This is a genomic window from Gemmobacter serpentinus, assembly GCF_008973825.1.
Taxonomy (GTDB): Bacteria; Pseudomonadota; Alphaproteobacteria; order Rhodobacterales; family Rhodobacteraceae; genus Gemmobacter; species Gemmobacter serpentinus.
The window spans coordinates 1-17509 of record NZ_WCHR01000013.1 but is presented as its reverse complement, the minus strand read 5'-3'; the positions used below and the strand labels follow the sequence as shown (position 1 = coordinate 17509).

Here is a 17509-nt window from a genome sequence, read left to right as displayed (position 1 = left end):
AGGCGTGCTTTTTCTTTTGGGGCTGGCCCGTGATATGGCTGCAACGGGATGGCAGAAACCCATCTGCCCCCCAGATTGCGGCCGCTCTGACCGCAAGGGCGACCCATATCGGCACCAAGGCCCCAAATGCAAAACGCGGCAGGGTTTCCCCCGCCGCGCCGACCTTACGCCCCGAAGGGGAAGGGATCACTCCTCGTCGGCGATCAGGCCCGAAGGAGCCGCGACATTCGCGATGACGAAGTTGCGCTCGATGGTGGGCTTGGCACCGTTCGGCAGGGTCACGTCGCCGATATGGATCACATCGCCGAAGGTCTTGCCGGTCAGGTCGACCACGATTTCCGACGGGATGTCAGAAGCCAGAACTTCCAGCTCGACCTCGGGGCGCACCACGGTCAGGGTGCCGCCACGCTTCAGGCCGGGCGACGCTTCGTGGTTGATGAAGGTCACATGGATGAACAGGTTGATGCGGCTGTCATCATGCAGGCGCATGAAGTCCACATGGGTCGGCAGGTCCTTCACGACGTCGCGCTGAACGCCGCGGCAGACGACGTGCACGTCGGGCTGGCCTTCGACTTTCAGGTTGAACAGCGTCGACAGGAAGCGGCCCTGACGCAGGCGCTTGAGCAGCGCGTTGTAGTTCATCTTGATCGCAACAGGCTCTTGCTTGTCGCCATACACGATCCCGGGCACGAAGCCCTCCCGACGTGCCTGACGAGCGGCCCCCTTGCCTGTCCCCGTGCGCACTTCGGCGTTAAGATCTTCGATCTTGCGTGCCATTGGTGTCTCCATAACATTGCACTGCATGAATCCGCCACCCTCCAAGGGTGCGTGGCGGATGGGGGGCTATAGCGGCAGAAGGCGTCGGCTGACAAGGGCAAATGCCCAATGCAGACAGGAATCTTTGCCCGTTTCGCCGCCAGAGAGCGACCGCGCTGTCGCGGTTGGACATGCGAGGGCAGGACAGGATCGATAGCAAGGTGCCATGTCGATCGTCACACTTCTTTGCGTGGCCCGCGCGCCGCTCGCGGCCTTTGGGGCCATGGGGATCCTCTGGGGCACCTTTGCGGCCGTGCTGCCCGATCTGAAGACCCAGTTGGGCGTCGCCGAGACCGAGCTGGGCTTTCTGATGCTGATGACACCGATTGCGGCGGTCTGCGCCATGCTGGTGGCACCCGCATACGGCGTGGCGATGGGGCGGGTGGCGCTGCCGGTCGCAGCGATCTGCATGGCCCTGGCTTTCGCGCTGCCGGGGCAGATCAGCACGCTTTGGCTGTTTCCGCCCGCGATGATGCTGGCGGGGGCGGCAACCGGGCTGACCGATGTGCTGATGAATGCGCGCGTCGCCGCGCTTGAGGCCGCGCGGGGGCAGCATCTGATGACAATGTGCCACGGTGCCTATTCCTTTGGTTATGCCACGGGCGCGCTGGCCACCGGGGCCTTGCGCGATGCCGCCTGGCCCCCGGGCGGGGTGATGGCGTCGATGGCCATGCTTGCGCTGGTGCTGACGCTGATGACCTATGAGCGCGATGGCCGGATCGACGGCCTTGCCCGCCCGAAATCCGGTGGTGCGGGGCTTGGGCTGGTGCCGCTGATCGGTGGCGGCATCGTGCTGATCGCCTTTCTGACCGAGAACGCGGCCGAAAACTGGTCGGCGCTGCATATCGAACAGACGCTGGGCGGCAGCCCGGCCGAAGGTGCGCTTGGCCCCGCCGCGCTGGCGCTGACGATGGGATTTGCCCGTATCGCCGGGCAGGGGCTCGTCACAAGGATCAGCCCGCGCCGCTTGCTGACCGGGGGCGCGGTGATCGCGGCCTGCGGGGCGCTTACGGCTGCCGCCGCAAACAGCCCATCAATGGCACATGCAGGTTTCATCATCATGGGGCTGGGGGCATCTGTCATCGCCCCCACGGCCTTTTCGCTGGTGGGCGAGATGGCCGCGCCTGAGGCACGGGCGCGGGCGGTGGCACGGGCCACGCTATACGGCTATTTCGGGTATTTCTTCGGCCCGCCCATGCTTGGACTGGTCGCGGGCGGCTTCGGATTGCGGGCGGCATTCGTCATTGCCGCCCTGATCCTGTCGCTGGTTCTGGTGCTGACGCCGGTGCTGTTGCGCCGGCGCTAGCCCGGCAGCCTCAGGCCCAGTTGCCCTCGAAATCCTGCGGCACAAGCAGGTTGTGCGCCCCAAGATTGCGGATGTCGCGTTCGCCGCACAGCGCCATGGTGATGTCCAGTTCCTTCTGGATCACCTGCAATGCCTTGGTCACGCCCTGCTGGCCCATGGCACCAAGGCCATAGATATAGGCGCGCCCGATCATCGCGGCGTCGGCGCCCATCGCGATCGCCTTCAGCACGTCCTGACCGGAGCGGATGCCGCTGTCGATCCAGATCTCGGTCTGGCCCTTCACCGCGCGCACGACCGAGGGCAGGATGCGGATCGAGGACAGCGCGCCATCGAGCTGCCGCCCGCCATGGTTGGACACCACGATAGCATCGGCCCCGAAATCGGCGGCCCGGCGGGCGTCATCGGCGTCCAGAACGCCTTTCAGGACCAGCTTGCCGCCCCATTTTTCGCGGATGCGGGCGATCTTGTCCCAATCCAGCTTGGGGTCGAACTGCTCGTTGGTCCAACTTGTCAGCGAGGACAGATCGCCCACGCCTTTGGCGTGCCCCACGATATTGCCGAAGCTGCGGCGCTTGGTGCCCAGCATCCCCATGCACCATTGCGGCTTGGTTGCCATGTTGATGATGTTCGGGATGGTCAGGCGCGGCGGCGCGCTGAGACCGTTTTTCAGATCCTTGTGGCGTTGGCCAAGAATCTGAAGGTCCAGTGTCAGCACCAGGGCCGAGCACCCGGCACGCTTGGCACGTTCGATGATATTGTCGACGAATTCCTCGTCACGCATCACATAAAGCTGGAACCAGAAGGGTTTGGTCGTATGCGCCGCCACATCCTCGATCGAGCAGATCGACATGGTGGACAGCGTGAATGGCACACCAAAGGCTTCGGCGGCGCGGGCGGCCTTGATCTCGCCATCGGCAGATTGCATCCCGGTAAAGCCGACCGGCGCAAGCGCCACCGGCATCGTCACGTTTTCGCCCAGCATCGTGCCGCCGGTATAGCGGTCCGACATATCCACCGCCACCTTCTGGCGCAGACGGATCTTGCTGAAATCGCTGACATTCTCGGAGAAGGTCTGCTCGGTATAGCTGCCGGATTCCGCATAATCATAAAACATCCGCGGCGTCCGGCGCTGGTGCAGGCGCTTCAGATCCTCGATGCTGGTGATGACGGGCATACGGCGACTCCCCCTTTGGGATAGATCTGGAATTGGTATATATCCCTTACCAATGCCCCGGAGGTGCTGCAAGCCTGAATGGCCCGGTTCAGCCGCCGCCGATCAGCGCCCCTGCGGCAAAGACCAGCGCCCCGCCCAACACCACTTGCAATGTCGCCCGCAGGAAGGGGGTCTCCATATACCGGTTCTGGATCCAGACGATGGCCCAAAGCTCGATGAAGACCACAGCAATGGCGATGCTGGTCGCGGTCCAGAAATCCGCGATCAGATAGGGCAGGGCGTGTCCCAGCCCGCCCAGCGTCGTCATCACGCCCGAGGCAAGCCCGCGCTTCCACGGGCTGCCACGGCCCGAGATCACGCCATCATCATGCGCGGCCTCGGTAAAGCCCATCGATATCCCGGCCCCCACGCTGGCGGCCAGGCCGACAAGGAAGGTGGTCCAGCTGTCATGGGTGGCAAATGCGGTGGCAAAGATCGGCGCGAGGGTGGAGACGGAGCCATCCATCAGCCCGGCAAGCCCCGGCTGCACCCAAGTCAGGATGAACTGGCGCTTGGCTGTCAGATCTTCGGCATTGCGGGCGCTGTCGGACAGATGCGCGGCCTCCAGCCCCTCGGCCAGTTGCTCGTGGCCTGCTTCGGCTGCGGCCAGATCCCCGAGCAGTTTGCGGGTGGCGGCATCACTGCTTTGACGCGCGGCGCGCAGGTAGAAATCCTCGGCCGCCTTCTCCATCGCCGCCGCCTCGGCCCGGATCGCATCCAGACCCAGTTCGGGCTGCAACCAGATTGGCCGCCGCACCTGTGCACCTGCCACATATTCACGCCGGATCAGGGGAATGGTCGTCCCGAACCGTGCGGTGAACAGGTCGATCAGGCGCTGGCGGTGCAAGTCTTCTTCCGCTGCCATGCTTTCCAGCATCGTCGCGGTCGCGGGATAATCGGGCCGCAATCGCTGTGCGAAGCTGCGATAGATGCGCGCGTCATCCTCCTCAGCGGAAATCGCAAGGGCGAGGATCTCCTGCTCCGACAGATCTGCGAAGCGGCGGCGATGGAAAAGCGGGGTGCTGAACATGGGATTCCATGATTTAGAATTATTCTAATGTATGGGGGTTCTGGCAGGATTTCAACCCCGGATCAGCCGGACCTGCCCGCCGGGGCAGGACAGATCGAGGTCAAACCGGGTCGGATGGGCGCGCAGGAACTTGCTCCAGCTGGCATGGCCGCTTTGGGCCAGCAACCCCGGAAGCGCGTGACCCAGGCGGCTCAGGGGCAGCGCATCCGGTGCGGCTTCGCGCAGCAGATCGGCGATCCGGTCAAGCAGGTCTTGTGCCTGAGGTTGTGCCGTGACCTTGGGCTTGGCTGCCGGCGGTGTCGCGACCGTTTTGGCGGGGGCCGGGGTTGGGGCGATCTGGTGGAAATGGTTGCAGGACTTCAGCCAATGCGCGGGCGCTTTTGCCTCGCCAATGCCGATGACGGGAATACCCCTCTCGCGCAGATGGGTTGCCAGATGGCTGAAATCACCGTCCGACGAGGCAATGGCGAAGGCCTGTGCATGTCCTGAATGCAAAAGTGCCATGGCCTCGATACAGATCAGCATATCGGTCGCATTCTTGCCGCGCCCGGAATGAACAAGCCGGAAGCCCGGCACGCCAGACCATCCCGGCAGCTTGGCCGCATCGCCGTAAACCCGACGGATCATTGGCGTGCCATAGGGCTGGCAACTGTCCAGCACCTTGGCGGCAAGATTGGAGCTCAGGTTATCGCCATCGACCAGCAGGGCGAGGGCGGGCGGATTGCGCGGGCTTGAAAAGGCGTTCACGGGGCAACTCGGTCATCGGCAATGCGCTGCAAGGTTGCCCGGTGATCATGGCGAGACTGTGGAACCTTAAGATAAATCGCGCGTCAGCAATTGCCCGCCCGGGCCCTGCGTCACCTCGAAGCGGCTGGTCAGCTTGCGCATCAGGTCCGACAGTTTGGTGCTGCCATAGGTGCGGGTGTCGAAATCGGGATTGGCCTGAGTGATATACTGGCCGATCTGGCCCAGCGAATACCACTCGCCATCGGGATCAATGGCACGCATGGCGGCGGCGATCAGCGGAATAGCCTTTTGCGGTGGCTCTTTCTCGCGCCGCGATGCGGGCTTCGGCTCGGATACGCTATGGCCGCCGGTCTCGGCCCGGGTCCCTTCCGGGCGCGGATCTGGCAGTGTCGCCTCGTCACCCTCATCGGAGCCAAGGTTCTCGACATAGATGAAACGCTTGCAGGCCATACGGAACGCCTCAGGCGTCTTCTTCTCGCCAATGCCATAGACATCCAGGCCCTGCTCGCGGATGCGCGCCGCAAGCCGGGTGAAATCGCTGTCGGAGCTGACCAGAACAAAGGCGTCAAACAGCCCGGAATGCAGAAAATCCATCGCCGCGATCACCAACCCGATGTCGGAGGCATTCTTGCCCTTGGTATTGGAAAACTGCTGATCCGCCACCATGCCAAGGGATGCCACCTTCTTGGCCCATCCCCCCAGACGCTGCGCCGACCAGTCGCCATAGATGCGGCGCACAGAGGCCTCACCCAGACTGGCGATTTCCTCGAAAATCGCCTCGGCATAGCCCGAGGGCACATTGTCGGCGTCGATCAGGACGCAAAGGCGCGGGGTGCGGGATTGTGGCAGGCGGGGATCGGGCATGACGGCCTCTTGGTGTTTGCTTGGCGCTATCGTGTCAGCTTCAACAGGCCTTGCCTAGCCGTATCCCCCGGTTTCGCAGCGGAAATGTCGGTAACGGACGCGAGCGAGCGGCGCGGTCCGGGCATATCCGGCGTGACGCGCGACAGGCGCGATGGGGGCAGGTGGGGATGACGGACAGCAGTCTCAAGGGCGTGATGCTCATGCTTGGCGCGATGGCGGTGCTGCCTTTCCTGGATGTCACCGCCAAGGCGCTAGGCGAGATGGGCGTGCCGGTGTTGCAGATCGTCTGGGCGCGCATGGTGATGGGGGCCGCGATGACGGCACCACTGGCGGTGAAGGCGGCGGGGCCAGGCGGCCTTTGGCCCGCGCGCGCGTCGATGCACGCGTTGCGGGCGGTGTTGCTGATCATGGCCACATTCTTTTTCTTTGCGGCGCTGCGCTTTCTGCCGATTGCCGATGCCCTTGCCGTGTTCTTCGTGCAGCCCTTGATCGTGACCGCGCTGTCGCCCCTGATCCTGCGCGAAAGGGTGGGGCCGCGGCGCTGGATCGCGGTCGGGCTCGGCTTTATCGGCACGCTCATCATCATCCGCCCCGGTCTGCAGGCCTTCAACCCCGGCACGCTTCTGGCCCTTGGCGCGGGCTGTTCTCTGGCGCTTTATTTCCTGATGACGCGGCGGATTGCCGGGCGCGATCCGGCGATGGTCACCACCTTCCGCACCTCGTTGCTGGGGGCTGTGTTCACCTCCGCCATGGTCTGGACGGTATGGCAATGGCCGACGCCGGGGGAATGGCTGCTGTTTCTGGCGCTCGGGCTGATCTCCACCCTGGGGCATGGGCTGATCGTCAAGGCCTATGACCATGCCGAAGCCAGCCTGCTGGCACCGCTGGCTTATAGCGAGATGATCATGGCGGTGATCCTGGGTTGGTGGTTCTTTGGTGATTTTCCCGATCTCTGGACCTTTGTCGGCGTGGGCGTGCTGATCGGCTGCGCGCTGTATATCTCGTCGCGCGAACGCAAGGCGGCGCGGCGGGGCTGACCCGGGCTGGATGCCGAAGGGCAACACTTGGGCCGTGGTTGCCCCCCGGCCTTGGCAGGGTAACCCGCCGGATCTATATAAGGGGCAGAGGACGACCTCGACCTGAAGACCAACGCGGGACGGCCCGCCCCTTCGCGGAACATTCCCGATGCGAAGCTTCAAGGATCGGCTGCGCCACGCGCTTGCCTTCGAAATTCTCGGCCTCATGATCATCACGCCGCTGGCCATGCTCCTGCTGCATCATCCGGTTGCGCAACTGGGCATCGTGACGGTGGGCAGCGCGCTGGTCGCAATGCTGTGGGTGGGGATCTACAACTGGTTGTTCGATATGGCCAAACAGCGCCTGCATGGCGGCACCGAAAAGGGCTGGACCGCGCGGGTTGTCCATGCGGTGCTGTTCGAGATTGGGCTGCTATCTGTGCTGCTTCCGCTGATTGCCTATGTGCTGCAGATCAGCATCTGGCAGGCGCTGCTGCTCGATATCGGCTTTGCGCTGTTCTATATGGTCTATGCCTTCGTCTTCAACTGGGGCTATGACCGGCTGTTCCCCCTGCCGGAATGGCAGAAGGATCAGGTCTAGGCAATCAACGGCAGCGCCCGAGCCGACAGCACGCGCAGCGCGTCTTCTGGTGCGATGCCCAGCAAAAGCCCGCGCTGACCGGCATTGATCCAGACCTTGGACGCGCCGCAGGACACTTCCTCCAGCGCGGTCGGGACAAGACGTTTCTGCCCGAAAGGCGAGATGCCACCGACGCGGTAGCCGGTCAGCTTTTCCGCCTTGGCGGGTGGCATCATCGCCGCAGCCTTGCCGCCAAAGGCACTGGCCACCCGCTTCATCGACAAGTGCCGGTCGGCCGGGATCACGCAGCAGGCGGGTTTGCCATCGACCTCGACCATCAGGGTTTTCAGCATCAGGGCGGGGTCGATGCCAAGGGCGGCTGCGGCCTGCATCCCGACCGCCTCGGCACCCGGATCATAGTCATAGGGATGCAGCGTCACCGCGATACCCTGCGCCTCCAGCAACTTCAGCCCCTGTGTTGACGCCATCGTCAAACCTTTCCGTCAAAAGAGAAGGGGGCGCGCGCCCCCCTCTCGGCCTGCATTGCGGCTTGCCAAAGGGGCGCGCATGTGACGCGCGCCCGACCCGAGGATATTTGAGAAACGATGCGAGCGGCCTCCACCCTATCATCTGTTCGCAAATATCCTCGGGGGTGCGGGGGCAGACAGCCCCCGCGACTTTGGATCAATACACCACCACGGCGCGGATCGACTTGCCTTCATGCATCAGATCAAACCCTTCATTGATGCGTTCCAGCGGCAGGATATGGGTGATCATGCTGTCGATCTCGACCTTGCCATCCATATACCAGTCGACGATCTTCGGCACATCGGTGCGACCGCGCGCGCCGCCAAAGGCGGTGCCCTTCCAGACCCGGCCGGTGACCAGCTGGAAGGGGCGGGTCTGGATCTCGGCGCCAGCTGGCGCGACGCCGATGATGATCGACTGGCCCCAACCGCGATGGGTGCATTCCAGCGCGTCGCGCATCACCTTCACATTGCCGGTGCAGTCGAAACTGTAATCTGCCCCGCCGATCTGGTCGGCCTCGGTCTTGGTCAGGTTCACGATGGCCTGCACCACCGACCCTTCGATCTCTTTGGGGTTGATGAAATGGGTCATGCCGAATTTCTCGCCCCATTCCTTCTTGTCGTTGTTCAGGTCGACCCCGATGATCATATCGGCCCCGGCCATTTTCAGGCCCTGGATCACGTTCAGCCCGATGCCGCCCAGACCGAAGACCACGGCCTTGGCGCCGATCTCGACCTTGGCGGTGTTCAGCACCGCGCCGATGCCGGTGGTCACGCCGCAGCCGATATAGCAGACCTTGTCGAACGGCGCGTCCTCACGGATCTTGGCCAGCGCGATTTCGGGCACCACGGTGTGCTGCGCGAAGGTGGAGCAGCCCATATAGTGATGGATCGGCGTGCCATCCAGCATAGAGAAACGGGTGGTGCCATCGGGCAGCAGGCCTTGGCCTTGCGTCGCGCGGATCGCGGTGCAGAGATTGGTCTTCTGGCTGAGGCAGGACGGGCATTGACGGCATTCCGGCGTGTAAAGCGGAATGACGTGATCGCCGGGTTTCAGCGTGGTCACGCCCGGGCCGACCTCGATCACCACGCCCGCGCCCTCATGGCCGAGAATCGCCGGGAACAGCCCTTCGGGATCTGCGCCCGACAGGGTGAATTCATCGGTATGGCAGATGCCGGTGGCCTTGATCTCCACCAGAACCTCGCCCCATTTCGGGGCCTCAAGGTTCACTTCCATGATCTCAAGCGGTTTACCGGGGGCAACGGCGACGGCGGCGCGTGTGCGCATGGGGTCCTCCCTCTGTCAATTTTGTGCAAGGTGTGCGAAAGAGGCAGGGAAAGCAACGCGGGAAACGGCACTTATGACTTCACTTGCGAAATCCTCGGCACTTGTTCTGGCGCTGTTTCTGGCGGCTTGCGGCCCAAGCCCCGAGGCAGAGCATGTGCCGGTCAACCCGGTGATTCCGGGCTATGATCCGGTGACGGGGCTGCCTGTCGATACCACGCCGGGTCTGAATGACCGCGAGCCCGACACCTGTCATGCCGCAGATTACCAGAATCTGCTGGGCCAGACCGAGAATGAGGTGCGCGCCTCCGGCATCACCCGCCCTGTGCGCATGGTGACGATGACGACCATCGTCGATCAGGAGTTGTATGACTCGTTCCGGATCAACTTCCATACCGATGCGACCGGCCGGATCATCCGCATCAGCTGTGGCTAAGGCCGCCCGTCAGCCCTGAACGGGCCGATTTCCGCCGGGAATTCAATGCGCTGCCTTGCGGGGCGGCGCGTGATGATTCACACTGGTTTTCGGTAGGGAATGGGGTTTGGGGATGCGGGGCCAGTATTGGGTTCTCGTGGCGATCTGCACTGCGCTGACGGCATGTCAGGCGCAATCTCCTGCCAATGGGGAAACGGATGTCGCGCGCTCTTGTGGGGCGGCGCGGCTGTCGGGTTGGGTTGGCCAGGACGTTTCCACCTTGGACGAACAATACCTGCCTCAGATCGTGCGCTTGATCCGCCCCGGCGATGCGATCACCGAAGATCATAAACCGGGGCGGTTGAATGTGGTGCTGAGCAAGGCCGGGGCGATCAAGGCGTTTTATTGCGGCTGAGACCCCGCTTTGGCGGGCAAGGAGACAGGCAAGTGTCAGGAATGGTGAATGTGCATTTGAAAAGGCTGGCGATGGTTTTTGGCATCGCAACGATTTTGGCAGGATGTCTTGGGCGTGGCGCACCCGGAGCCGCCGAGGCGGAGGTGACGCGGGGCACCGCGTCGCCCATGTTGTTTGTGGAACGCTGCGCGGCGGAAAACTGGCGCCCGGATCTTCTGGGCCGTCCCGAATCTGCGGCGCACAAGGCGGACCTGCCCGCCGGCCACCGGATCCTGCATCCGGGCAGCGTGATGCAGCAGGATTATGACGCGTTGAGACTGAATGTCACGGTCAACCGGAAGGGGCGGATCGATGGGGTCTATTGTGGATAAGATGACAGGGGTCAGATCGGCGGCGGCACTGATGCTGCTGGGGGCATTGGCGGGCTGCGTTCCGGCTGGGGGCGGCGCGCCGGTCAACCCACCGTCCGGGCCGGCCCCCGTGGCGCCGGCTGGCGGCAGCTGTGGTGCCGAGGGATTGCAGGGTCTGGTTGGCAAAAGCCGGGCCAGCATCTCGGGTCAGCGCTTCGCGCATGAGCTGCGGGTCTATGAGGAAGGCCAGCCGATCACGATGGATTACAACGCTGATCGCCTGAATATCGAGGTCAGCCGCAGCGGCACCATCCTGCGTGTGAGTTGTGGCTAAGATCACGCCATGCGAATAGTCAAAAGGGGCGGCCAATCGGTCGCCCCTTTTGTCTTTTGCGCGTGCCAGATCACATGCGATAATTGCTGTGGCAGGCTTTGCAGCTGCCGCCGATGGCCGCCATGCCCGCCTTGATGCCATCCGCGCTGGTGGCATCCACCGCCTCTGCAGCGGTGTGCAGGGCCGCGCCCTTGGCCGCGAAATCCTCCCAATTGGTCCAGATCTCGGGCTTTGCCTCCGAGGCGGGGTCGGTCGCGGCAGCTTCAAACTTTGCCGGGATCTCGGCGGCGGCGGCGATGAGGGCGGCCTTTGCGGCCTCGGCGCCCGCGGCATCAAACGGGGCCTTGCCGCTGGCCATATCGCCCAGCGTCTTGGTTGCACCGCCAATGGTTTTCATCAGCGCCATACGGGCCTGCACCGTCGGATCTGCAGCCTCGCCTGCGGCGAAGACGGCACTGGCGGTCAGGGCGGCAAAGATCGCCGCGCTGGTGATGCGGGAAATGGCTTTCATCGTCTGGCTCCTTGCTGGACTGTCGCCTAGACTATAGGGGCGCTTTGCGACAGACGAACAGGTGGGCGTTGCGCATCCGGCGCGTGTCACGCAATTGTGACGGCGCGATTGCGGAGACCCGGAGCACCCATAGACGGGCCATCTGCGGCCGGGATGCCTGTGCCCCGCCCCCGACTGGCAGAAGGCGGGGCAGGGTGCATCAGCGTTCGCCGGTCATCCGCACCGAATCGCGATCCATGCAGCGCGCGACCCATGCCTTGATGGCGGGCGTTGCGGGCAGCGCATCGCCGAACCACGCGAAGGGCGAGGCGCAGAACAGATCTGCCGCGCTGTAATCCTGCCCCAGCAGATAGGGCTGCTGCGACAGAACCTCGTCCAGCCGGGCAAGGGCGGTGTCATAGTCGCGCAAGGAGGCAAAGACCGCCGGGTGCTTTACCTTGGCCCAATCAAGGATCACCACCGGCTCGAATACGCCCTGATACCAGGCCAGCCAGGACAGATATCTGCCGCGTTTCGGATCGCCGACCACCGGCCCAAGTCCGGCCTGCGGAAAGCGGTCGGTCAGATACAGCACGATTGCCGCGCGTTCTCGGATCGTGTCTTCTCCATCCGTCAGGTAAGGCACCTTGCCTTCGGGATGCGGATTGGCCGCATCGCGCGCGCCGGTTCCGTCCTGACGCGGGATATCGACCTCGACCGTCTTGATCTGGTCGCTGATGCCCAGCTCCAGAATCAGCTGTTTCACGCTGGTCGAGCGGCTGTTGGGCGCATGGTAGAAGGTCAGCATGTTTGACTCCGTGATTGTTTGCCGCCACTGATCTAAGCGCTCCCTGCTGACAGAAGGTGACAGGATGGCCCGGACCGATCGCCTGATGCGGCTGATGGATGTATTGCGCCGCCTGCCGCCTCCGGTCACAGCGGCACGGCTGGCCGAGGAAACCGCGGTCTCGCCGCGCCAGCTTTACCGCGATATTGCCACGCTGCGCGCGGGCGGCGCGCTGATCGATGGCGAGGCGGGGGTTGGCTATGTGCTGACCGAGGATCCTGCGCTGCCGCCGCAAAGTTTTTCCCGGCTGGAGATCGAGGCGCTGTTGCTGGCGGTGCAGTCGCTCGACCGGATCGGCGACGCCGAAATGTCATCCGCCGCGCGCGAGGCCATGGCTCGCATCATCGCCACCCTGCCGGGCGATCAGCCGCGCCAGGCGCTGCACGCCATCATGCACAGTTTTGCCTCAGCGCCCGAGCGCGATCCGCCGGTGATCGATCTGGCCGCCCTGCGCCGCGCCTGCTGGGATGAAGAGGCGCTGGAGATCCGCTATACCGACCTTGCCGGGCAACGCACGGTTCGCCGGATCTGGCCGCTTGGCCTGTCCTATTCCGATCGCAGCCTGATGCTGCTGGCGCATTGCCGCACAAGGATGGATTTCCGGCTGTTCCACGTGAACCGCATCGCCGAGATGGTGCCTTGCGGCGAAAGTTTCCGCCCGCAGCGGGTGCCCCTGATGCGCGAGTTCCGCCGGATCCGCAGCCGATACCCCCGCATTCGCGGCGATGGCGGCGCGCAGCCTGTTCTGGGCAAAACCGGGGCCATCTGAACCGCGGGCAGCATTGGCGGGGGCGGTGCGTGATTGACCGACCTCGGACCGATGAGGGTGTGCCCATTTGACCGGCAGATAATGCCTGCAAGATTGCCGGCCATGGCGAGCCTTCTCGGTCGCAACCCTTGCCGCCCTGAGCCAAGATCGACGTCTGCGCAAAAGCGGTGACCTTTCCCTGCAGGTGCCGCGCTTCGCCCGGAGGATCAGCGCCCGGCCATCATCGGTGAAGATCCGGCAAAAACGCTCTTGCCCTTCCTTAGGGGATGCTCTAGGAACCGCTCACCGCAGCGTCAGACCCATGAGGATGATGCGGCACCCGGTGGGGTCATAGCTCAGATGGGAGAGCGCTTGAATGGCATTCAAGAGGTCGGGAGTTCGATCCTCCCTGGCTCCACCAATTACCAATGAAATTACTTGATAATTTTTGGCGGTGGCGCTTACCTACCATTGTACCCGCCGACTGCAAAGTGACTGCGTGTCATTTATTCCGGCGCTTCAGGGCATCTGATAGGCATTTTTGCAGAAGTCAGGCGGTGGCCGGACGCTCCTCTTTCCCCGTTGGCTTCGGGCTACTCGTTCTATCTCGGCAGCTCTGGGCGCTTTGAAACGGTTCATGATTGCCATGCGGATCTGGACTTCGGCTGTCTGGCGGTCCGGGTCGCGTGATGCAGATGCAATGCGTTCCCCGAACGAACTGAGGCACCTCATCTTGGCCTCGATCCGGCTTCGGACGTGAGATCCGGACCATCGCTTCCAACCTAACCGACCCAGGAGTTGTGTGGCCTTGAGGATCTCGTTGCCTGCCTTGGCGACGGGGCAATCGTCCCACCATCGTCGCCCGTTCTTGCGGATGGGTATGATCGCTGCTCCGTGAGCGAACGACCGAATTTCCAGGCTCTCCGCCTTTGCGATGTTGCACCGCCGTCAGGCCGGTTTCCGCCCAATCAACGTTTATGAACATGGTTCCACTTTCCTAAGCGCGCCGTTGGCGGACCCGCAGAGTTATCCTGGAAATCCATTTTTGACCTGCTCTAACGGTGCACTGAAGTTGATTCAGGCACCGCGAGCGACAGGTGACTCTCCCATCAGGTCATATCTTCATTGATGCGCGCCCAGAGCGCCGTCGCAACCGGCCCGGGGGCCTGGTCCCTGCGGCGGATCGCGAAAATCTCCGATCGGCGCGGTGGGAAGCCCTCAACCGCCAGTGCAACAAGGGTGCCTGACGCGAGATCGGCACGGATAAGATGCTCTGGCATTCCGCCCCAGCCCTGGCCCGCCAGAATGACCTGCCGCTTGGCGTGGAAATCCGACACCGTCCATTTCCTGCCGCCGGGCAGAAGATCGCGGCTCTGGCTGTCCTCGGGCCCGTTGGTTCCGGCAACGATGATCTGCGGGATTACCTGCATTCGGGAAATCGGCAGCACCTCCGACCCCAGTGCCGCAGCCATCTGGCGGCAGGCCACCGGGCGGATGATGACCTCGGTGAGGCGGCGGGTCTCGACCTCATCGACCGGCACGCCATCAAGCGTCGCGATGGCCATATCGGCACGCCCCTGCATGAGCCGGGCGAGCGGGCCGCCCATCATCTCGGTCGAGAGGCGCAGATGCGTTGCGGGAAAGTCCTGGCCGATCACCGCCAGCACAGGCAGCAGAAGCTCCAGCGGCAAGGTCGCAGCAATGGCGAGGCGCAGTTCCGGCTCTTCGCGTGCCCGAAGCCGCGCGGCGGTGGCCCCAAGATCGCGCATCTGCGCCAGAACCCGGCTGGCCTCACGGTAGAAAACGCGGCCTTCGGCGGTCAGCTGCGGGCGGTAGCTGTCGCGTGAGAACAGCGTCAACTCCAGCTCATCCTCCAGCTGGCGGATCGTGTGGCTGATCGCGCTTTGCGATTTGTTCAGCCGCTCGGCCGCGCCGCGAAAGGTGCCGGTGGTAACGATGGCCTCAAGGGCGAGGAGCTGGTCGTGTTTCATAATGATCCAAAAATCAGATCGTTTGGATGAAAACCCGATATTATCATCAGATCGGGATTCGGGCTAGCGAAAGGCAGCACGCATCAAGGAGTCCAGACAGTGAAGCTCTACTACAAACCCGGCGCCTGTTCGCTGGCCAGCCATATCACGCTTTATGAAGCAGGTGCCGATTTCGCCACTGAGGCCGTCGATACCGATGCGGGCCGCACCGAAACTGGCACCGATTTCCGGGCGATCAACCCCAATGGCTATGTGCCCGCGCTGCAACTTGCAGGTGGCGAGGTGCTGACTGAAGGTGCCGCCGTGCTGCAATGGATCGCAGACCGGCATCCGGGCGCAGGCCTTGCGCCAGAGGCCGGAAGTCTTGATCGCGCCCGCTTGCAAGAAGCGCTGAACTGGATTTCGTCCGAGCTGCACAAGGCTTTCGGCCCGCTTTTCCGCGCCAGCGCAACGGATGAGGATCGCGCTCGCGCTCGCACCCAGGTGGCAGCAAAGTTTGACCGGGCTGAGGCCATGCTGGCGGATGGCCGCGACTGGCTGGTAGCAGGGCGCTTTTCGGTCGCCGATGCCTATCTGTTCGCGGTGGCGAACTGGGCGAATTTCACCGGCATTGATCTGGCGCGCTGGCCCGCGCTGGCCGCCCATGTCGCGCGGGTGGCGGCGCGGCCCGCAGCGCAAAAGGCCATGAAAGCCGAGGGGTTGATCCAATGACGCCCGCCGATCACGCCGCAGTCACCGCGCTGATGCAAAGCTACTTCGAAGGCCTGCACCGGGCCGACAGCGTCATATTGCGCGGGGTTTTTCACCCGCAGCTTGCCTATGTCTGCGCCACGGAGGGCGACCCGCTTTACCTCGACCTCAAAACCTATATGGCCCGCATCGATGCCCGCGAGCCGCCCGTTAATCGGGGGGATCCGAGGGATGAGGCGGTGCTCGAGATCGCTTTCGGCAGCGACCGCATCGCCCGCGTCACCGCCCGGATGAGCATGATGGGCCGCGACTATCTCGATTTCCTGACCCTGGTGCCACATGAGGGCGAATGGCGCATCGTCACCAAGGTTTTCACCTATATCCCGAGGAAGGACTGAGCCATGCCCTATGTGAATATCAAGATCACCCGCGAAGGCGGCCCCGAGGGCAATGGTGCCTCTGCCGAGGAAAAGGCCCGGCTGATCGCGGGAGTCACAGAGCTTCTTCAGGCCGTGCTTGGCAAGAACCCCGCCACCACTTTCGTCGTGATCGACGAAGTCGCGCTTGAGGATTGGGGGATCGGCGGACTGCCGGTTCCACAGTATCGGGCGCGGCAATGAGAACCCGGCTGACGGATTTCTTCGGCCTGTCGCTGCCGGTGATACAGGCCCCCATGGCCTTTGTCGCCGGCGGTGCGTTGGCCGCAGCCGTGTCGCGGGCCGGCGGGCTTGGGCTGATCGGCGGCGGCTATGGCGATGCCGGCTGGATCGAGACGCAATTCGATATCGCGGGCGATGTGCCGGTCGGCTGCGGCTTCATCTCTTTCGCCCTGCAGGAGCGGCCCTGGCTGCTGGATCAGGTGCTGGCGCGAAAGCCAAGGGCGCTCTTCCTGTCCTTTGCCGATCCGGCGCCGTGGCTGGACAAGGTCCGCGCGGCAGGCGTTCCGGTCATCTGCCAGGTCCAGACCTTTCGCGATGCCTGCCACGCGCTGAATCTGGGTGTTGATGTCGTTGTGGCGCAGGGCGGCGATGCCGGCGGCCATGGGCAGAGCCGAGGCACCATGGCCTTCGTGCCCGAGGTGGCGGATGAGATTGCACGGCGAGGCAGCGCCACGCTTATCTGTGCGGCGGGCGGTATCGCCGATGCGCGGGGCGTTCTTGCTGCACTTGCCCTCGGCGCCGATGGGGCGGTGATCGGCACAAGGTTCTGGGCCGCGCAGGAGGCACTTGTCGACGAACGGCTGGTTGCGCTGACGCTGGCCCATGGCGGGGATGACACCATCCGCACACGCGTCGTCGATACGGTCCGGCGGATCGACTGGCCCGGGCGCTATTCCGGGCGGGTGCTGCGCAGTTCTTTCGTCGAGCGCTGGCATGGTGATGAAGCGGGGCTGCTCCATGACCTGCCAGAGCAGGAAAAACGCTGGCAGGCCGCCGTCGCCGAGGCGGATCCTTCCGTTGTCGCCCCCTTCGTCGGAGAAGCCATCGGTCTGGTGCAGGCACCCCAAAGTGCCGCCGGTGTGATCGCGTCGATCAGGGCCGGTCTGCAGAAAGGCTTTCGCCCTGATCAATATTCCGCAATCGATAGTTGAGCTTCCTGTCGTGGCATGGCGTACATTCCCTTGCAGCTGATTTTTGCCGTTTCGTCCCTCAAATGGCCGGTTCGAGGCTTGGGAAATGAATGACCGTCGCACCGCAATTCATGCCGCAGGGCAGTCTATCTGTTGTTTCTCACCCAGTGAGCTACTCCCCGGAAATCGGACAGTGACGGAAGCTACGATCTGACGTTTGCTGGTCTCCAAGGACGAGGAGATCAGGAATGCGGAAACGCCGGAACCATGACGCG

General features: G+C 63.7%; 22 protein-coding genes, 1 tRNA gene and 1 pseudogene. 13 read left to right on the top strand and 11 right to left on the bottom strand.

Annotated features, from left to right (window positions below; all coding sequences use genetic code 11):
* Positions 1 to 186: 186 nt before the first annotated feature.
* The gene (locus GBJ34_RS07860) at positions 187 to 777 is read right to left on the bottom strand and encodes a 50S ribosomal protein L25/general stress protein Ctc (RefSeq protein WP_151718725.1); all 591 of its coding nucleotides are present in this window, start codon (positions 775 to 777) and stop codon (positions 187 to 189) included.
* Between the two features lie 205 nt (positions 778 to 982).
* Here GBJ34_RS07860 and GBJ34_RS07855 point away from each other — a divergent pair, with 205 nt between their 5' ends.
* Positions 983 to 2122, top strand: coding sequence for an MFS transporter (locus GBJ34_RS07855; protein WP_151718724.1), 1140 nt, complete (start codon positions 983 to 985; stop codon positions 2120 to 2122).
* A gap of 10 nt (positions 2123 to 2132) precedes the next feature.
* Here GBJ34_RS07855 and GBJ34_RS07850 read toward each other — a convergent pair whose 3' ends face one another.
* The 4 genes from GBJ34_RS07850 to GBJ34_RS07835 form a co-directional block, all read right to left on the bottom strand.
* Positions 2133 to 3296: an alpha-hydroxy acid oxidase gene (locus GBJ34_RS07850; RefSeq protein WP_151718723.1), complete on the bottom strand. Its 1164-nt coding sequence runs from the start codon at positions 3294 to 3296 to the stop codon at positions 2133 to 2135.
* Positions 3297 to 3384: 88 nt separating this feature from the next.
* Positions 3385 to 4365: an iron exporter MbfA gene (mbfA, locus tag GBJ34_RS07845; RefSeq protein WP_151718722.1), complete on the bottom strand. Its 981-nt coding sequence runs from the start codon at positions 4363 to 4365 to the stop codon at positions 3385 to 3387.
* A 51-nt stretch (positions 4366 to 4416) separates the two neighbouring features.
* Positions 4417 to 5112, bottom strand: coding sequence for an NYN domain-containing protein (locus GBJ34_RS07840; RefSeq protein ID WP_151718721.1), 696 nt, complete (start codon positions 5110 to 5112; stop codon positions 4417 to 4419).
* Between the two features lie 66 nt (positions 5113 to 5178).
* Positions 5179 to 5976, bottom strand: coding sequence for an NYN domain-containing protein (locus tag GBJ34_RS07835; RefSeq protein ID WP_151718720.1), 798 nt, complete (start codon positions 5974 to 5976; stop codon positions 5179 to 5181).
* Positions 5977 to 6143: 167 nt separating this feature from the next.
* Between GBJ34_RS07835 and GBJ34_RS07830 the strand changes: the two genes are divergently transcribed.
* Positions 6144 to 7013, top strand: a complete 870-nt coding sequence (locus GBJ34_RS07830; protein ID WP_151718719.1) for a DMT family transporter — start codon at positions 6144 to 6146, stop codon at positions 7011 to 7013.
* A 148-nt stretch (positions 7014 to 7161) separates the two neighbouring features.
* A complete protein-coding gene (locus GBJ34_RS07825) occupies positions 7162 to 7593 on the top strand; it encodes a PACE efflux transporter (RefSeq protein WP_151718718.1) in 432 nt (143 codons plus the stop codon).
* On the opposite strand, the gene GBJ34_RS07820 is transcribed toward GBJ34_RS07825, so the two are convergent.
* On the bottom strand, positions 7590 to 8060 hold the full coding sequence (locus GBJ34_RS07820; protein WP_151718717.1) for a YbaK/EbsC family protein: 471 nt from the start codon (positions 8058 to 8060) through the stop codon (positions 7590 to 7592). The two genes, GBJ34_RS07825 and GBJ34_RS07820, sit on opposite strands and share 4 nt — an antisense overlap.
* Before the next feature lie 196 nt (positions 8061 to 8256).
* Positions 8257 to 9387, bottom strand: a complete 1131-nt coding sequence (locus tag GBJ34_RS07815) for an S-(hydroxymethyl)glutathione dehydrogenase/class III alcohol dehydrogenase (protein WP_151718716.1) — start codon at positions 9385 to 9387, stop codon at positions 8257 to 8259.
* A gap of 73 nt (positions 9388 to 9460) precedes the next feature.
* On the opposite strand from GBJ34_RS07815, the gene GBJ34_RS07810 reads away from it, so the two are divergent.
* The 4 genes from GBJ34_RS07810 (at position 9461) to GBJ34_RS07795 (ending at position 10898) form a co-directional block, all read left to right on the top strand.
* Positions 9461 to 9820, top strand: coding sequence for an I78 family peptidase inhibitor (locus GBJ34_RS07810; RefSeq protein WP_192931142.1), 360 nt, complete (start codon positions 9461 to 9463; stop codon positions 9818 to 9820).
* Between the two features lie 112 nt (positions 9821 to 9932).
* The gene (locus tag GBJ34_RS07805) at positions 9933 to 10214 is read left to right on the top strand and encodes an I78 family peptidase inhibitor (RefSeq protein WP_151718714.1); all 282 of its coding nucleotides are present in this window, start codon (positions 9933 to 9935) and stop codon (positions 10212 to 10214) included.
* 71 nt (positions 10215 to 10285) lie between these two features.
* Positions 10286 to 10585: an I78 family peptidase inhibitor gene (locus GBJ34_RS07800; protein WP_192931141.1), complete on the top strand. Its 300-nt coding sequence runs from the start codon at positions 10286 to 10288 to the stop codon at positions 10583 to 10585.
* Between the two features lies 1 nt (position 10586).
* Positions 10587 to 10898, top strand: coding sequence for an I78 family peptidase inhibitor (locus GBJ34_RS07795; RefSeq protein ID WP_151718712.1), 312 nt, complete (start codon positions 10587 to 10589; stop codon positions 10896 to 10898).
* Between the two features lie 70 nt (positions 10899 to 10968).
* Here the strand turns inward: GBJ34_RS07795 and GBJ34_RS07790 are convergent, their stop codons facing one another.
* Together GBJ34_RS07790 and GBJ34_RS07785 are read right to left on the bottom strand one after the other, a co-directional pair.
* Positions 10969 to 11409 carry a c-type cytochrome gene (locus GBJ34_RS07790; RefSeq protein ID WP_151718711.1) on the bottom strand — a complete coding sequence of 147 codons (441 nt, stop codon included), beginning with the start codon at positions 11407 to 11409 and terminating at the stop codon, positions 10969 to 10971.
* A gap of 199 nt (positions 11410 to 11608) precedes the next feature.
* The gene (locus tag GBJ34_RS07785) at positions 11609 to 12196 is read right to left on the bottom strand and encodes a glutathione S-transferase family protein (RefSeq protein WP_151718710.1); all 588 of its coding nucleotides are present in this window, start codon (positions 12194 to 12196) and stop codon (positions 11609 to 11611) included.
* A gap of 64 nt (positions 12197 to 12260) precedes the next feature.
* On the opposite strand from GBJ34_RS07785, the gene GBJ34_RS07780 reads away from it, so the two are divergent.
* Positions 12261 to 13004, top strand: a complete 744-nt coding sequence (locus tag GBJ34_RS07780) for a helix-turn-helix transcriptional regulator (RefSeq protein WP_151718709.1) — start codon at positions 12261 to 12263, stop codon at positions 13002 to 13004.
* A gap of 324 nt (positions 13005 to 13328) precedes the next feature.
* A tRNA-Ala gene (locus tag GBJ34_RS07775) sits at positions 13329 to 13404 on the top strand.
* Between the two features lie 170 nt (positions 13405 to 13574).
* Here the strand turns inward: GBJ34_RS07775 and GBJ34_RS07770 are convergent.
* Both GBJ34_RS07770 and GBJ34_RS07765 read right to left on the bottom strand, forming a co-directional pair.
* A pseudogene (locus tag GBJ34_RS07770) lies at positions 13575 to 13877 on the bottom strand (IS5/IS1182 family transposase); the annotation flags it as partial.
* Positions 13878 to 14092: 215 nt separating this feature from the next.
* Positions 14093 to 14974 carry a LysR family transcriptional regulator gene (locus tag GBJ34_RS07765; protein ID WP_151718708.1) on the bottom strand — a complete coding sequence of 294 codons (882 nt, stop codon included), beginning with the start codon at positions 14972 to 14974 and terminating at the stop codon, positions 14093 to 14095.
* Positions 14975 to 15073: 99 nt separating this feature from the next.
* Here GBJ34_RS07765 and gstA point away from each other — a divergent pair, with 99 nt between their 5' ends.
* From gstA to GBJ34_RS07745, 4 genes are read left to right on the top strand one after another with little or no spacing between them, the layout of a single operon-like run.
* Positions 15074 to 15685: a glutathione transferase GstA gene (gene gstA / locus GBJ34_RS07760; protein ID WP_151718707.1), complete on the top strand. Its 612-nt coding sequence runs from the start codon at positions 15074 to 15076 to the stop codon at positions 15683 to 15685.
* On the top strand, positions 15682 to 16062 hold the full coding sequence (locus GBJ34_RS07755) for a nuclear transport factor 2 family protein (protein WP_151718706.1): 381 nt from the start codon (positions 15682 to 15684) through the stop codon (positions 16060 to 16062). Before gstA ends, GBJ34_RS07755 begins: the two co-directional genes overlap by 4 nt.
* 3 nt (positions 16063 to 16065) lie before the next feature.
* Positions 16066 to 16284, top strand: coding sequence for a tautomerase family protein (locus GBJ34_RS07750; protein ID WP_151718705.1), 219 nt, complete (start codon positions 16066 to 16068; stop codon positions 16282 to 16284).
* Positions 16281 to 17255 carry an NAD(P)H-dependent flavin oxidoreductase gene (locus GBJ34_RS07745; RefSeq protein WP_151718704.1) on the top strand — a complete coding sequence of 325 codons (975 nt, stop codon included), beginning with the start codon at positions 16281 to 16283 and terminating at the stop codon, positions 17253 to 17255. The genes GBJ34_RS07750 and GBJ34_RS07745 overlap by 4 nt, the downstream gene beginning before the upstream one ends.
* Positions 17256 to 17509: the final 254 nt, after the last annotated feature.

Bases quoted from the DNA above. Each gene is read 5' to 3' on its own strand.
- GBJ34_RS07860 (WP_151718725.1), bottom strand. From the start codon at position 777: ATGGCACGCAAGATCGAAGATCTTAACGCCGAAGTGCGCACGGGGACA.
- GBJ34_RS07855 (WP_151718724.1), top strand. From the start codon at position 983: ATGTCGATCGTCACACTTCTTTGCGTGGCCCGCGCGCCGCTCGCGGCC.
- GBJ34_RS07850 (WP_151718723.1), bottom strand. From the start codon at position 3,296: ATGCCCGTCATCACCAGCATCGAGGATCTGAAGCGCCTGCACCAGCGC.
- mbfA (WP_151718722.1), bottom strand. From the start codon at position 4,365: ATGTTCAGCACCCCGCTTTTCCATCGCCGCCGCTTCGCAGATCTGTCG.
- GBJ34_RS07835 (WP_151718720.1), bottom strand. From the start codon at position 5,976: ATGCCCGATCCCCGCCTGCCACAATCCCGCACCCCGCGCCTTTGCGTC.
- GBJ34_RS07830 (WP_151718719.1), top strand. From the start codon at position 6,144: ATGACGGACAGCAGTCTCAAGGGCGTGATGCTCATGCTTGGCGCGATG.
- GBJ34_RS07825 (WP_151718718.1), top strand. From the start codon at position 7,162: ATGCGAAGCTTCAAGGATCGGCTGCGCCACGCGCTTGCCTTCGAAATT.
- GBJ34_RS07820 (WP_151718717.1), bottom strand. From the start codon at position 8,060: ATGGCGTCAACACAGGGGCTGAAGTTGCTGGAGGCGCAGGGTATCGCG.
- GBJ34_RS07815 (WP_151718716.1), bottom strand. From the start codon at position 9,387: ATGCGCACACGCGCCGCCGTCGCCGTTGCCCCCGGTAAACCGCTTGAG.
- GBJ34_RS07810 (WP_192931142.1), top strand. From the start codon at position 9,461: ATGACTTCACTTGCGAAATCCTCGGCACTTGTTCTGGCGCTGTTTCTG.
- GBJ34_RS07805 (WP_151718714.1), top strand. From the start codon at position 9,933: ATGCGGGGCCAGTATTGGGTTCTCGTGGCGATCTGCACTGCGCTGACG.
- GBJ34_RS07800 (WP_192931141.1), top strand. From the start codon at position 10,286: ATGGTTTTTGGCATCGCAACGATTTTGGCAGGATGTCTTGGGCGTGGC.
- GBJ34_RS07795 (WP_151718712.1), top strand. From the start codon at position 10,587: ATGACAGGGGTCAGATCGGCGGCGGCACTGATGCTGCTGGGGGCATTG.
- GBJ34_RS07790 (WP_151718711.1), bottom strand. From the start codon at position 11,409: ATGAAAGCCATTTCCCGCATCACCAGCGCGGCGATCTTTGCCGCCCTG.
- GBJ34_RS07785 (WP_151718710.1), bottom strand. From the start codon at position 12,196: ATGCTGACCTTCTACCATGCGCCCAACAGCCGCTCGACCAGCGTGAAA.
- GBJ34_RS07780 (WP_151718709.1), top strand. From the start codon at position 12,261: ATGGCCCGGACCGATCGCCTGATGCGGCTGATGGATGTATTGCGCCGC.
- GBJ34_RS07765 (WP_151718708.1), bottom strand. From the start codon at position 14,974: ATGAAACACGACCAGCTCCTCGCCCTTGAGGCCATCGTTACCACCGGC.
- GBJ34_RS07755 (WP_151718706.1), top strand. From the start codon at position 15,682: ATGACGCCCGCCGATCACGCCGCAGTCACCGCGCTGATGCAAAGCTAC.
- GBJ34_RS07750 (WP_151718705.1), top strand. From the start codon at position 16,066: ATGCCCTATGTGAATATCAAGATCACCCGCGAAGGCGGCCCCGAGGGC.
- GBJ34_RS07745 (WP_151718704.1), top strand. From the start codon at position 16,281: ATGAGAACCCGGCTGACGGATTTCTTCGGCCTGTCGCTGCCGGTGATA.